This is a genomic window from Marivirga arenosa (assembly GCF_030503875.2).
GTDB lineage: Bacteria > Bacteroidota > Bacteroidia > Cytophagales > Cyclobacteriaceae > Marivirga > Marivirga arenosa.
Genome location: NZ_CP129968.2, coordinates 624409 through 637682 on the forward strand (window position 1 = coordinate 624409; position 13274 = coordinate 637682).

Annotated in this window: 13 protein-coding genes; 2 read left to right on the top strand and 11 right to left on the bottom strand. The window is 36.3% G+C overall.

Annotation, left to right across the window (positions count from 1 at the left end; all coding sequences use genetic code 11):
- Positions 1 to 88: 88 nt before the first annotated feature.
- Positions 89 to 1069 (top strand): YpdA family putative bacillithiol disulfide reductase, encoded by a 981-nt coding sequence (locus QYS47_RS02675; RefSeq protein WP_322347633.1) that lies wholly within the window; start codon positions 89 to 91, stop codon positions 1067 to 1069.
- Positions 1070 to 1095: 26 nt separating this feature from the next.
- Here QYS47_RS02675 and QYS47_RS02680 read toward each other — a convergent pair whose 3' ends face one another.
- Positions 1096 to 1728: a hypothetical protein gene (locus QYS47_RS02680; protein WP_302103170.1), complete on the bottom strand. Its 633-nt coding sequence runs from the start codon at positions 1726 to 1728 to the stop codon at positions 1096 to 1098.
- A gap of 24 nt (positions 1729 to 1752) precedes the next feature.
- Positions 1753 to 2178, bottom strand: coding sequence for a hypothetical protein (locus tag QYS47_RS02685; RefSeq protein ID WP_302128062.1), 426 nt, complete (start codon positions 2176 to 2178; stop codon positions 1753 to 1755).
- Between the two features lie 281 nt (positions 2179 to 2459).
- Between QYS47_RS02685 and QYS47_RS02690 the strand changes: the two genes are divergently transcribed.
- Positions 2460 to 4064 carry a hypothetical protein gene (locus QYS47_RS02690; protein WP_322347634.1) on the top strand — a complete coding sequence of 535 codons (1605 nt, stop codon included), beginning with the start codon at positions 2460 to 2462 and terminating at the stop codon, positions 4062 to 4064.
- 115 nt (positions 4065 to 4179) lie between these two features.
- Here QYS47_RS02690 and QYS47_RS02695 read toward each other — a convergent pair whose 3' ends face one another.
- The 9 genes from QYS47_RS02695 to QYS47_RS02735 all read right to left on the bottom strand — a co-directional run bounded on the left by QYS47_RS02695 (position 4180) and on the right by QYS47_RS02735 (position 13237).
- Positions 4180 to 5502: a S41 family peptidase gene (locus tag QYS47_RS02695; RefSeq protein ID WP_322347635.1), complete on the bottom strand. Its 1323-nt coding sequence runs from the start codon at positions 5500 to 5502 to the stop codon at positions 4180 to 4182.
- 448 nt (positions 5503 to 5950) lie between these two features.
- Complete coding sequence (locus QYS47_RS02700; RefSeq protein WP_322347636.1) at positions 5951 to 6583, bottom strand: intradiol ring-cleavage dioxygenase; 633 nt, start codon at positions 6581 to 6583, stop codon at positions 5951 to 5953.
- Between the two features lie 216 nt (positions 6584 to 6799).
- On the bottom strand, positions 6800 to 7981 hold the full coding sequence (locus QYS47_RS02705; RefSeq protein WP_322347637.1) for an IS481 family transposase: 1182 nt from the start codon (positions 7979 to 7981) through the stop codon (positions 6800 to 6802).
- 243 nt (positions 7982 to 8224) lie between these two features.
- Entirely contained in the window at positions 8225 to 9016 is a 792-nt protein-coding gene (locus QYS47_RS02710; RefSeq protein WP_322347638.1) for a class I SAM-dependent methyltransferase, read from the bottom strand.
- 164 nt (positions 9017 to 9180) lie between these two features.
- Positions 9181 to 9783 (bottom strand): hypothetical protein, encoded by a 603-nt coding sequence (locus QYS47_RS02715; RefSeq protein WP_322347639.1) that lies wholly within the window; start codon positions 9781 to 9783, stop codon positions 9181 to 9183.
- Positions 9784 to 9832: 49 nt separating this feature from the next.
- Positions 9833 to 10783, bottom strand: coding sequence for an alpha/beta fold hydrolase (locus QYS47_RS02720; RefSeq protein WP_322347640.1), 951 nt, complete (start codon positions 10781 to 10783; stop codon positions 9833 to 9835).
- A gap of 96 nt (positions 10784 to 10879) precedes the next feature.
- Positions 10880 to 12385 (bottom strand): serine hydrolase domain-containing protein, encoded by a 1506-nt coding sequence (locus QYS47_RS02725; RefSeq protein ID WP_322347641.1) that lies wholly within the window; start codon positions 12383 to 12385, stop codon positions 10880 to 10882.
- 13 nt (positions 12386 to 12398) lie between these two features.
- A complete protein-coding gene (locus QYS47_RS02730; RefSeq protein ID WP_322347642.1) occupies positions 12399 to 13070 on the bottom strand; it encodes a DUF4386 domain-containing protein in 672 nt (223 codons plus the stop codon).
- Positions 13071 to 13090: 20 nt separating this feature from the next.
- Positions 13091 to 13237, bottom strand: a complete 147-nt coding sequence (locus tag QYS47_RS02735) for a hypothetical protein (protein ID WP_322347643.1) — start codon at positions 13235 to 13237, stop codon at positions 13091 to 13093.
- Positions 13238 to 13274: the final 37 nt, after the last annotated feature.

Genomic DNA, 13274 nt, shown 5'->3' on the forward strand with positions numbered 1-13274 from the left:
TTTTTTCATAAAAGCTCGAATTTCCAAAACTTTCAGGATCCTTATCGTATTAATTAAGGGTATAATACAACTTAAGATATTATTTAAGATGCAAAAAGTAGATGTATTAATTATTGGTGCAGGGCCAATTGGATTAGCGTGCGGAATCAAAGCAGAATCAGAAGGTTTATCATATTTAATAGTAGACAAAGGGACATTGGTAAATTCACTTTACAACTATCCCTATGCCATGACATTTTTCAGTACTTCTGATAAACTTGAAATTGGAGGTGTACCTTTTATTTCACATAATCCAAAGCCCACCCGAATGGAAGCATTAGAGTATTATCGTAGGGTGGCGAGTTCACATCAATTGAATACATCATTATATAATGAAGTGAAATCAGTTGAAAAGGTAGCTGATACTTTCAAGGTGGAAACCAAGAAATTCACTATTGAAGCAGAAAACCTAATTGTAGCCACTGGTTTTTACGATTTACCCCATCATTTAGGAATACCTGGAGAAGATTTGCCTAAAGTTTCTCATTATTATAAAGAAGCGCATCCTTATTTTGATATGAAATTAGCAATAGTGGGCGCGGCTAACTCAGCGGTTGATGCTGCATTAGAGTGTTATCGAAAAGGGGCGAAGGAAGTGACCATGGTGATTCGGGAAGAAGAAATTCGTAAAACTGTAAAGTATTGGGTGAAACCTGATATTGAAAACCGCATTAAGGAGGGCAGTATAAAGGCATATTTCCAAAGTGAAATTACTGAAATAAGAGAGGATGAAATTGATATCAAAACTCCAGAGGGAAATGTGACCATTGAAAATGATTTCGTTTTAGCCATGACGGGCTATGAACCGAATTATTCTTTCTTAAGCGAAATGGGAGTTAAAAAGAATAAAGAAGCGCCTTATGCCCCGGTTTACGATCCCAAAAGTATGGAAACCAACGTGGAAGGCATCTATTTAGCTGGAGTAATCTGTGGTGGAATGGAAACCAATAAATGGTTCATAGAAAACAGCCGTGTGCATGCGGATATGATCATGAGCAATATCAAAAGTAAAAGGATGATTGAGGGGTGATTTGATGTTTTATTAAGTCAGTTATTTCACCAAATATCAGCCCAGAAGATAATGGCGCTTGTTTCATCATTTATTGCAATACCTTTTGAGTAACCATGTTTCCAATCTTTAGGGGTGTATAAACCATTAGGTAATTTTGTTGAATCCATATATATCCCTGGTTTTGCTTCTAATACGTATAAATCGTACCCCTTGAGTCGAGTTGGGTTGCTATTTGTTTCGGACCAATCAGTTGAATAGAAGTTCGGAACTGGATATTTATTATGATGACAAGGCTTATCATTATAATCTATCTTCTTAGGGATTCTTTTTGACTTGTCAATTTTATACCAATTTGATTTATTTAAATGTTTATCAATTACCAATAGGCAAGAGTCACTAGTTTGGTATTTTGCCACAGCTACGTTTTCAATGCTGTCTTTCAGTAAATCTAATTCATTTTCTGATTTATAATATTTCAGCCAAACATGAGGGTGTGAATTTGTAGTGTTTTGACTGATTACATTTAAAGAAAATTCAATCGGAACGGTCTTTGGAAAATGAGAAATAAAATCTTTATGAAAATAATTAATTGCTGTACCGAATATTAATTCTCTTTCACCAAAAGAACATCCATTTAGTATTAAAACAAGGAGTATTAAAGATTTTAATATTTTCATATATTCCCTTTAGACTATTTAAAATTAAATAGCTTTAAAATTTCTTTCTTTAGCGAATCCAGAATCCCAATCATCACCTTCAAACCTTTCTAGAGTCTTTAATTTGTTTTCAGATACTTCTAAAATTTTGATGTAGTAATTCTGTTGGTCTTCTAAATTGTTTTCGGAGCCCTCAATCTCAATGTTTTTAAACTGTAAGTAAATTTCATTATCATCTGTCCAGTTCCACTCTCCTGTTACTGTCATTTCATTTGCTTTTAAAGAATATTGACCGTCTTTATGGAAGCTGTGGTATTCCTGCCACTTTGATTCTCCATCTTTCACTGTTTTGGTTTCCTCAAGCCAGTTAGTGGAAGTTAATAAATCAGTTTTCGCTTGTTGGTTAGTTGTATTGCATGATGTTATGACAATGCTGATAATGATGAGTAGTCCGCTTATTTTAGTTTTCATATTTTTAGTTTGAATTCAATTTAATAAATACTGATTTTCAACTTAGCGATTTATACTCTTTCTACAAACACTTATTAAGTCAATCTTACAGCTCATCTTACTTTCTACCAAGTGATTTCTTTAAAATATCTTCAATGTTTCGCATAATAGTCCTAATCTAATTAGGTGGCTATTCAACCCATGATTTTTGATCTGTAAATAAGATTAACCTAAAACAACTCACAAAAGCATTTCTAATCTTGATAAGTTTTTCTGTATATTCAAATTAAAATCAGGATGTCATGCAAAAGATACTAATCGCGATACTTTTATTGGCTTGTGCTAATCTTGCCTTTGCTCAGAAACGTAAGCTTCCACCTAATATTTCTACCTGGAATTATAATGAATACGCACCAAAGTTGACGGCAGATGGTCGAACTCTCATTTTTCTATCAGATTATACAGACTCAGGTGAACCTGAATTAGTAATTAGCTCTGCTGTAGGTAATAATTGGACTAGCCCCAAAGAGGTGAATATTCTGAATGAAGATTTGGTGCCTTTTGGGTCATATAATATATCGTATGATGGCGAGCAACTTTTCTATTCTTCGAAAAAAGGCCCTAAAATTGGAGGTTATGATATTCTATTTCAGACTAAAGAAGGCAATGGCTGGTCTACCCCCGTTAATCCTGGAAAACCGCTTAATTCTACATTATTGGAAATGGATCCTACCTTATCGGCTGATGATAAAACAATGTACTTCAGTAGGTGTGAAACCTTAGACCCTGAAGGTGGGAATTGTAGAATTTTTGCTTCAGAGTATTTGGGTAATAACTATTGGAAAGAACCACAGGAAATTGAGTTGGACTTGGCCTCATCCTCTTTTGTGAATCCTGTTATTTTACCCGATAATAAAACACTTTATTTTGCTGCTTTGAACAGCAGTGGTGATTATGACTTTTATATGAGTCGTAAAGAAAATGATAGCTGGAGCAAGCCAGTACCCATGGACTTTATCAATACCGAAGCTCACGATCGCTATATGGGCGTTACGGCTTTGGGTAATGTGGCCTATACTCATCAGAAAGATGAGCGTGGATATGATTTGATTATGGTGAAAGTGCCAGAAGAGTTTCAACCGGCTAAAGTGTATTATTTGGAAGGAACAGTAACTAATTTGCCAGATAAGGCTCTGGTAAGAGCCACCGATCTTGAGACAGGAGATGAATTGGCAAGGCTAATACTTGATCCTGCTGAGGAAAAGACTTTTGGCATCTATTTACCAGAAGGTCATAAAGTTGATTTTTATATTGAAACCAAAGAATCAGGCTATGGATACTATAGTGAATTCTTAGATCTTGAAGACTTAAGCAGCTCTAAAAAGGTAGTTAAAGATATCAAATTGCCTATTCTGAAAGCTGGAGAACAATACCCGATTGGAATTAGCTTTGAAGAGTTTTCAGAAGACTTTGATGCAGGAGCTGAGGAAGAGTTGGCCAGGCTGATTACGCTTATGAAGCAAAATCGTGATTTTCAATTTAATATTTCAGTATATCAAAAAAGTGTAAGTGAATCGGAGCAATATGTGGATAGTTTGCCCGAAACTCGCTTTGATACAATAATGGTTAAAATAGAACAGCCGGAAATGGATAGCACTTTAATGAGTGACACCACCAATATTGAAGTTGATAGTTCATCCATTATGCAAGAAAGCAGGGAAGAAATTGTGACCATTTACCATAATGATTTAACGCCAAAACGGGCGGAGGCGATCAAAACCTATTTATTAGATAAGGGTGTACCTGAAAGCATGTTTACGGTAAGTGGTGAAGGGGTTCATCCTGAATTACAATATTCAGAAAAAGAGAAGGTAAGAAATGCGAAGGTAGTTTTGAGTTTGGACTGATGATCTAGAATTAACTATAAGAAATTCAAATTTAAACTGGCTCAAGTATGTCTTTGAGCCAGTTGGTAAAATTATCTTATGATTCAATATCCTAAATTCTTTGTCAATATAGTTTTTAACTAGGCTGATTAAGGATCCAATTTAAAATGGGGTCGTCTCCCTGCATGTATTCAATAAAACTTAATTTGATTTCTTTATTTACAGCTAAGCTTTTTGCAGGAACTCCATAGAAATAATTAACCCAGAATGATTTGCCAAAGGTAAATTCATTATCCTTCCAATCATGTTCTGCATCAGAATCATAAATGTTTATACCTGAATTGGGTAATTGATAAGAATCATTTTCAGCCCAGAATTTTAAATTATCGCCCACTTCTTCACCCACTATCACAATTTTTTCTTCTGCATAGTATTTAATTTGAGCAGCCGTAACTAGTCCTGCGGAAAAGGTCTTATTACTTGTAATTAGATATATTTTTTTGTTAGAATCAATAATTTTTGGAGGTTCAGTAGCCAAGTCTACTGGGATGATGTAGTTACCACCTGTGAAGTATCTTAAATCCATGATTACATTATAATCAGTTTTTGTTTCTAGTACTTCTAAAAAGTCTTCAATCTTATCTTCAAAGTCATCTGATTGATTCCAATAACCATTAATACTAAAATAAGCTGATTTAGTAGAGTCAATAAATTTATAAAATACACCCTCTTGCATTTTATCTAAATAAAGAGGTTTCTGGATGTTGGGATTCAATGCATAATGCCAACCACTATCAGCAGGATCAGGATAAAGATCAGACCAATTTTCATAATACTTTTTCTTCATTTCTTTAGTTGTGAAAGTGGCTTTCAGGGTGTCTTTATCTTTTAATAAGGTAAGTGTCATACTATTTTTTTCAGATAAGCCAATGCCATTTAGTATTTCAGGACTGCATAAATAATTAGAGGCTTTATAGCTTCTCCATCTGTCTATTCCAGAAAGGTAGGGCTTCAATTTTTCTTCAACATCTTCAATAGTTAGGTCATTGATTTTTAGAACTTTTGCGCCCAAATAAGGAGTTGATGCACTGTCCGTCTTTACGATATGCATTCCATCTGAAAACTTATAGAACCTCAGAGGTACTTTAGCCATAAAATGAAGAGGAATTACGGTGTGGCCATTGTTGGCCATGGTAACACATCTGGAAAATTTTAATATCAATTCATTATCATCTAAGGAGTCAACTTGCTGTTTTAATTGATCTAATATGCTTTGGCATTTATCTAAAGAGTCTTTAGGGAAAGTGTTGGATTCCTGCAAGTAAACATTTTCAAAATAAGCAATATCATCGAGCCATTGTTGCTTTCGTGATTTGATTTCTTTTTGCTCGCTGCATCCAATCAGGATAGTTAATAAAATAAATAATAAGCCTAGGTTGTATAGTTTTCTGATGTCCATTAGTTCTATTCTTAAAATGATTGATTAATTCAAAACTCAGACTTTTAATATAAAACTAATAATTTTTATGACTGAACTACAGAATTTAAAGGCTGTAGTGTAGGGTTCAAGGTATGGAATGATTTATTTAATAAAGTATTTAAGGGCTAAAAGTACTTAAGGACTAGAAAAAGTATGAAAAATTATGCGCATATCATTTTTGACTAAAAAAATATGCGTGATCAAAAATTCAAATCACGCATATAAAATTTTCAAACTGCGCATATATGCGTTGTTAAAATACGGTACGCATATATGCGTGGTTCAAACACAGTGCGCATAAATGAAGAAACTGTAACAAAGAAAATGTATAGTAATACAAGGACTATCAAGCTAAACCGTAAAGTAAATTTAGGATGAGACAGAGAATATATGTCACACGGTACACTTGTTCGCCAGCTGGGGACTATTATTTATAATCAGGAATATTCAGCCCTAAAGTTATGTCTCTATGTGCTGTCCAGATACCATTTTTCATTTTCAGTTTTATGATTCCTGACCCACCTCTATTTTTAAGCGCAAGGTTTTTTTCATCGGTTAGTAAAGTATCACTTTCGAAAAAGTAACTATCAATGTAATATGGGATGGTATTAGGTTCTTTTACATAAATATGAATGTGTTCAGGCTCTTGAACATTTGGATATGGCGCAGGCCTAAAGGAGTAAAAAGTAAATTTTCCATCTTTTCCTGTTTTTAACCAAGCTCGATATTGTCCGTGCGTTTCTTCCCAACCAAAAGCTTGATCGCCTGCCAGATAAATTCCATTCCGATCCGTTTGATATATGTATAGAATCACATTCTCTGCTGGCGTTTTTCCATCCTTTTGAAATACATTTCCAGTTATTTTTAATTTAGGCTCATTATTATCAAAGCCTGGTAAGGTATCAGTTGATTTAGGTTGAATATTTAATCTTTGAAAATCTAAGACTGACTCGCAATCCTGACAAGGCCCTCCTACATTTCTTTCCACATTAGAATTTGATTGTCCTTGGCAAGAGAAGGTAATTGATATCAATAATACTATTCCGAAGTATTTTTTCATTTTCGATATTTACTTTATGAATGATTCAATATACCAAAAACTAAATTAGTGCTATAGGTTTCGGTTATAGTGGAACTTATAACTTAAATATAGAAAAAATTCAGAATTAAAGTCATTTAGAAATGTGTTGATGTACATGCGGTAAGTGTGCGCTAAGCGGGCTATTATTTAAATGTTTGTAAAGGCACATGCTTTACAAAAGTTAAAGGTTAGGGTTTACACTATATTTTGGCTCAGCCTTATTGATTTTTGTTTGTCTCTTAAATGTTTTTCATCAAAGTATCCTAAAAATAAGCTTCTATAGAATACCCTCCAAATTCCATTATCCATATCTAGCACTCCCACATATTTTCCCTTTAAAGCTGCTGTCAGATATACCCAGTAATAGGACCGCCATCGCACGGCTCCGTTTTGCGTTACCTTTAACACTTTCATGTCTGAATCGTAGTCATAAACGAGTATCTTTTCAGGGAAAGGGCGGGTTGAAAAGCTATGTGCAGAAGCTGGGGTTTCCATCCCTAAAGCTTCGTGTGGACGTACATGATTGTATTCCTTTACAAAGTTGTTTAAGCGTCTTTGCTGTGCCTTCAAATCGTAGGCTGAAGGCTTTGCACAAGAGGCTTTTAAATCACGGTGCATGCGTTCATGTCTGCCGTTTTGTTCCGGGTGTGCAGGATCAGAAAATACAGGAATTATACCTAATTCAATGAACCAATAAGAGAGCTGGGTAAAGCGCTGAATGGAAGCTACCGATCCGAACGGACTTCCATTATCAGTATGGATTTGCTTTGGGATCCCATATTGCCTAAAAACCCTTGTAAACTCTGTTTTAACTGCCTTTAAGTTCTCTTTATAATGTCCTTTGGCTGCAAACAAAAACCTGCTCCTGGAGTCTGCAATTGTCAAGGGATGGCAGTATATTTTATTGCCCATTAAAAACTTCCCTTTGTAATCAGCACTCCAAACTTCATTGCATTCCTGAGGATCAAATATGGGGAAAACAGGCTTCACTCTCCTGAGCCTTTTTTGAGGCTTCACAAACCCATGCTGGTTAAGGATTTTGTGAACTGTAACCACACTGGGTACATCCTCCTTGCAGCATTCGTTAAACAATAATCTCCTAATCTTTTTAGCACCCCAGCGTGCATACTTTTCCTTTATTTGAATGATTTTTTCTTCAATCGCTGCACTGGTTTTGTTGGGATGAGCCCGAGGTGTTCTCGACTGCTCTACAAGCCCTTCCAGTCCTTCATTTTGGAAGCGATTTATTAACTTATAGGCTGTTGGCCTGGAGATATTAAATGCTTTACAAAGTTCGGTGATGCTGTACTTCTGAGTACGCCACTCACAAATAAATTCTACTTTCTGTTCCATAGTTGTTGTTTCTTTCCAAGGCATAGCAATCTGATTTTTTAATCAAATTACTGCTTAAAAAGTGTAAACCATGTCCCTTTAACTTTGTAAACGATGTCTCTTTACCGTACCAAATTATTACCAACGTTTAGTATATGGCAAGTAGGCGATTGCGGGCTTCAAACCTATCAAACCGAGACGAAGTTGGAGCGGGTTACAACCGTTGAATTTACTACTGTCGCGCCTATTTGCTATATACATTGTAAGCGGTATGTTGTTTTTAGTTTTTCATTTTTCAGCTTTCAATGAATAAATCATCGGTATCTTATCTTCTAATCCTTTAATTTTAAATTTTTGGTCATCAACTTTGACAGTGTTTTCAAAGCAATTATAAGGTGAATAATTGTATTCTTTGAAATCCGCAATTTTTAATCCTGTTTTTATAATCGAATTTATGACAGTACTCAATCCGTGATTCCAACTAACTGATTCTTCTTTAATCTTGGCATTCCTGTCTGTATAAGTTCCTTCTAATTCTTCAATTATTGGGTTAGAATCCTTATAATTAAACTCTATTTTTTTAAAGTCATAACTAAACATCCAAACAATTGGATGAAACTCAACCATTATAAATTTTCCTTTCGGTTTTAGAAAGTGGTTTATTATTTTCGCCCATTCTTTCATATCTGGCAGCCAGCCAATCACTCCGTAAGATGTGTAAACAATATCAAATTGTTCATCAAGAATCTCAGGAAGTTTGTAAACGTCAGATTGAATGAATTTTGCATTTGTCTCTAATTGCTCATTAAGTTTTTTTGCTTTTTCAATTGCATTTTCTGAAAAATCAACTCCTGTAGCTAAAGCTCCATGTCTTGAAAGAGAAATAGTGTCTTGTCCAAAATGACATTGTAAGTGTAAAATTTTTTTGTCTTTAATATCTCCGAGCAATTCAATTTCAATTGGATTTAACGAATCTTTCCCCTTAATAAAGGAATCAACATCGTAAAAATCAGAATCGTAATGAATTTCTGTTTTTTGATTCCAAAGTCTTTTGTTTATGTCAATATAATTTAAATCCATTTAAACGCTGATTTTGTGTTCGTTACAATTACCGCTAACTGCCAGACATGGCACGTGCCTCTGAACTTTTTTAATATTCACTAAAGTATCGGTTTTGCATTTCAGTTTCAAGTAAATCAATAGAGGCATGTGCTATATCATTTGTTAGAGGCTTTTTTTACCATTTATTCGGGTCTTGAATACACGATTAACTCCTCGACATACAAAAAATCACCCTGAGACTGATTCAGTTTAATAAAGTTCTTAACTGCCGGGGCATACAACCAAATCTCCTCTTCATCTGCATTATATCCTCTGGAATTAGTGGTTTTACCGGTATATTTTATGGTGTAAGCCATGAATGTTCCGGCTTCTACTGTTTCCTCCTGATACGATAACACCTCTGCATTCTGACTTTGACTTCCTGTAGTACCATCCTGGCTTGTCCAATTGTTCTCGTATCTCCATTTTTTACCGACTTGCAATGGCCAGTCATACTTAGGAGTTTCGCTTTCATCTGGCTTTACAATTTCGGTGAGAGGAATGGTGTCTTTGCCTATGATCATGCCAAAGCCTTTATCAGAATTCACTATAGTTCTAGTGTCTATTCCTTCCGAACGAACTTCCCCTTCCGTAGTTACACCCTTATATTTCCAAACCCATTTTTCGCCAACTTGATAATCGGCTAAAGTTGGTTGTTGTGTGAGGTCAGATTTTTTTGAGGTATCGCAAGCACAAAATATGATCGCGGATAAGAGTGTTAAAAATTCAATTCTCATGTTTTTCATAATTTAATTTAAAGTTGTTAGGGTTAAATACTGTGTTTTATTAACAGAATCAGCTATCCTGTTGCTTCAACCATTCTAAAATCACCTGGTTGGTCTCTTTTGGTTTCTCTTGTTGGATCCAATGTCCACAGTCAAGACTTACTTCTTCAACATTGGGAACAAACTGTGACAGTCCTTCAAATTTTGGGATCAGATCTTGTTCGCCATAGATCATCAGCGAAGGTTGTGCTATAATGGGGTTAGCATTGGCTAATAAGTGCCAGTTACGATCAAGATTTCGATACCAATTTATACTTCCGGTAAACCCTGATGATTCGAAAGCAGAAACGAAAACGGCCAATTCATCCTCACTCATGACAGGCTCACCTTTTGGTTCTTTCGCGCTTGCAAGGTTGATGATGGTCATGCCTGGTTCTGGTGGCATCTTCGGAATATTCTTTCGAAAAAGATTGTGAAGGAACTGGTGAACGTTTTCATCTAAAATTCTATCGGCCACACCTGGTTGCCTATTGAAATGGACGAAGTAATAGTCGCTGCCTAAAAACTCTTCCATCCACTCTATCCAGGGCCTTTCTCCCCGAACTTGGTAGGGTACTGCCAAAGCAATGAGTTGCTTTACCCGATTTGGATTTAATAAGGTCAACCACCAGGTGACCATGGCGCCCCAATCATGACCAATAAATGTGGCATTCTCATATTCATAATGATCTAAAAGAGCGACAAGATCATCGGCAAGGTGTTTAATATCATATGCAATAACCTCAGAGAAATGAGATGAGTTACCATAACCTCGTTGGTTTGGAACTATTACATGGTATCCTGAATCAACTAAAGCAGAAATCTGGTGACGCCATGAAAATGCATGCTCTGGCCAGCCATGTAATAGAATGATCGGTTTTCCTGCATTTTGCTGACCCGCCTCAAATACTTCCAACTCTATCCCATTTACCGGAATAATTGTTGGCTGAGGAAATCCGATTGTTTCTAAAATTGAATTCATATTGTTTGTCATTTCTCTTTTTCGTTTAATGTGAATTACCAATAATCATTTGCTGAAAATTGAATTGTGGATTATCATCTTTGATTAACCAAAAGTCTATTGTCTCACGGCCTTTTGGCCATAGAGCGAAAATGAATTGAAATTATCCTCTTGGAGAAAGGAAACTTCAATACCCGTATTGGGGTGGACAAAATCTAGTTCGTCACCAATCACGTGAACAAGCTTATACTCATCACCATTAGGAAAATTGAGTGCTATGAGCTTCTCTTTTTCATCATATCTCATATTAAGGTTGATTTGATCGTTCCATTTAAACTCTCCCATCAGCGTTTTTAAAATTTCGGTATCAATCTCCTTGCGATGAAGCTGATTTTGTTCGAATTGTTTCCAGCCGTATACCTGCGCAGCAGACAGTAGGATTTCATTACCCAGATTACCTCCGTTATCAGAGTTGATTAAGTAAACCAGTCCATTTCCAGTTGTCAGACTAATGGTCATAGCCGTTCTATACCCAGCATTTCCTCCATAATGAGTGATGGCAAGATCATCATCGGTTCGGTTGACTATAAACCCATAAATATGGCCTTCTCTTTCGTCTCTTATCATCGATTTTACGTCTGATTGTGAGAATATCGATGGTTTGCCTTGATAGGCATTATAAATTTCCGTCATAAACTTTGCCAAATCCCTGGCATTGCTCCAAAGCCCTGCTGCTGCCTGCTCCGGATGGTTCCGCCAGCCACCTTCCAACGGTTCTCCTGATTGGGTGTGTCCTTTGGCCACCCGGTCGGAGTATGATGCAGGTAATGGTTGAGTGAATTCCGAGTTTTTCATGTTAGCCGGATTCAGAATCCACTTTTTCATGATTTCAGAGAAATCTGTACCGTAGATATCTTGTAGCGCTAATTCCGCCAACGTATACCCCCCTCCTGAATAGACCAGAGTTTGATTTGGAGACCAAACCACTTCAATGGCCGCGGAATTAACTCCATCGTTTCCCATTAGAATATCTACATCAGATGGCATATCAATATTCCTATTATATCCCTGGTAACCACCCCCATTTATCCCTGAAGTGTGGGAAAATAGATTACGAAATGTCACCGGGTTATCGATAGTTTGTTTACCCTTTGGGAGTTGGAAACTCCTCAGATAATCCCTTATGTTTTTGTCCAAATCAATTTCCCCGGCAGCATGCATACGCAAGGCCGCCATAAATGTAACAGGCTTCGATAGAGATGCTGCTTGAAATATGCTTATGCAATCCAGTCTTTGATTTCCTGCTAATTCTGCATTCTGATAAGTCTCCGACCATTCGATCTGACCTTCCTTAATGACCGCAAGAGACATTGCCGGTATGATGTATTCTGACATTTTATCAGATATGGAGCTCAGAGTCTCAGTTTCACCGATAAACTTCACTTTACCACGCATGCCATTTTCCAACTGAGTCTTTAAATCAGCTGCATACGCTGGATTTAAACAACCTTCTGCAGCTGTTTCTGCCTTCTCAGTATCAGTTGGCTTAATTGAGCATGAACCCAAGAGGATGAGCAAGAAAAAGTAAAGGAATTGCGTATTCATATTTGTATTAATTTTCATTGTCTGTATTTTGTTATGCGTAATGATTCTCGAGACTTACTCCTTTTGCCAAAAGCCAAATACCAAATGTCAATTCGAAGAAGGCTCCTGGAGCCATCACTATCATAAGAACTTTAATAGGAAATTCAGGTAATAGTATTTGCAAAGTAAAACCTAAGAATACAGTGACATATGTAAATGCTCCCCAATAGCCAAGCCATTTTGGAATGTAGGCGGCAGATAGTAGTAACGATATGAAAATAAAGGCACCAATACTCATTAATATGAGGTGAAGATTCGAGCCCATACCGTAAATATTAAAAAATACAGATGCTAGTGAATGAAGACTGTCTTTATTTAACTGATAGTTATCTGCGTTCTTTAATATAACAAGAGGGGCTAAATAAATGAGCACGATCACAAAACCCATAACCGCCTCTGCTGTTCTGAAAATAAAGCCTAGTTTAGCGCGATTTTTATTAATAGATTTTGTGAGTAGATACAGTGCAACAGCCATCCACATGACAAGTGCATACATGGTTACATCTAACATCACACCTATTCGAAATTGAAATTCAGATGTCACCAGCGCTTCAGGATTATGTAAGCCGGGTTTTACCAGGAAATTATTGACAGCGCCAATGAGTGTAGTCACCAAATACGTGAATCCTACTATTTTGGCTTGCTCCTGTACTTTGGTTTCCATATTCATTTCAATCAAAATTTTTAGTTTTCGTTTTCCTTGTTTTGAGATGATTCTTTTTTTCTTGTGTAGTCGATCGCCACACCGATGGCCAATCCTAGGCCTATCCATAATCCAATGTTGTCCTGAGCGATTCCTATAATTACTCCCAAAAGGACTCCTAGAGCCATTCCCGTGATATTGCTAATTCTTTCATTCATGATTTTT